Raw genomic sequence first — 689 nt, 5'->3', positions numbered from 1 at the left:
CCGGATTGGAGTCTGCAACTCGACTCCATGAAGTCGGAATCGCTAGTAATCGTGGATCAGAATGCCACGGTGAATACGTTCCCGGGCCTTGTACACACCGCCCGTCACACCATGGGAGTGGGCTGCACCAGAAGTAGATAGCTTAACCTTTCGGGGAGGGCGTTTACCACGGTGTGGTTCATGACTGGGGTGAAGTCGTAACAAGGTAGCGCTAGGGGAACCTGGCGCTGGATCACCTCCTTATACGATGATTATTGCGATGAGTGTCCACACAGATTGATACGGTTTAGAAAGTTTAGAGTATCTTAGTGTCCCGTTCGTCTAGAGGCCTAGGACACCGCCCTTTCACGGCGGTAACAGGGGTTCGACTCCCCTACGGGATACCATCTTTAAATACTCTCCCTTGAGAGTTTTTAAACATGGTTTCGAAAGAAATCTTGCTCTTTAACAATTTGGAAAGCTGACAAAACAACAATTTATTGTTGTTTGTAAAGTTCTCAATGTTTGTCTTTAAGACAAACACCAACAAAACACATTCAAGTGTTCTTGGGAATGTCACTGTTATAGTGACGATTCAAAATTGAGTCCGGCAAATCAATGCTATCTCGCTCATTCAAATAATGAGATAGCGAACCTTGGTTGTTTAACAAAGACCCTTTCGGGTTGTATGGTTAAGTGACTAAGCGTAC

1 tRNA gene and 1 rRNA gene are annotated in these 689 nt (G+C 45.3%); both read left to right on the top strand.

The window, feature by feature from the left end:
* A 16S ribosomal RNA gene (locus tag UF06_RS07035) occupies window positions 1-243 on the top strand; the annotation flags it as partial.
* A gap of 67 nt (window positions 244-310) precedes the next feature.
* Window positions 311-386: transfer RNA gene (locus UF06_RS07030), tRNA-Glu, on the top strand.
* Window positions 387-689 lie beyond the last annotated feature (303 nt).

The sequence above is a fragment of the Vibrio sp. S234-5 genome, assembly GCF_000960595.1.
GTDB lineage: Bacteria > Pseudomonadota > Gammaproteobacteria > Enterobacterales > Vibrionaceae > Vibrio.
The sequence above is the reverse complement of the archived record's forward strand: the minus strand, read 5'-3'. Positions and strand labels throughout refer to the sequence as shown.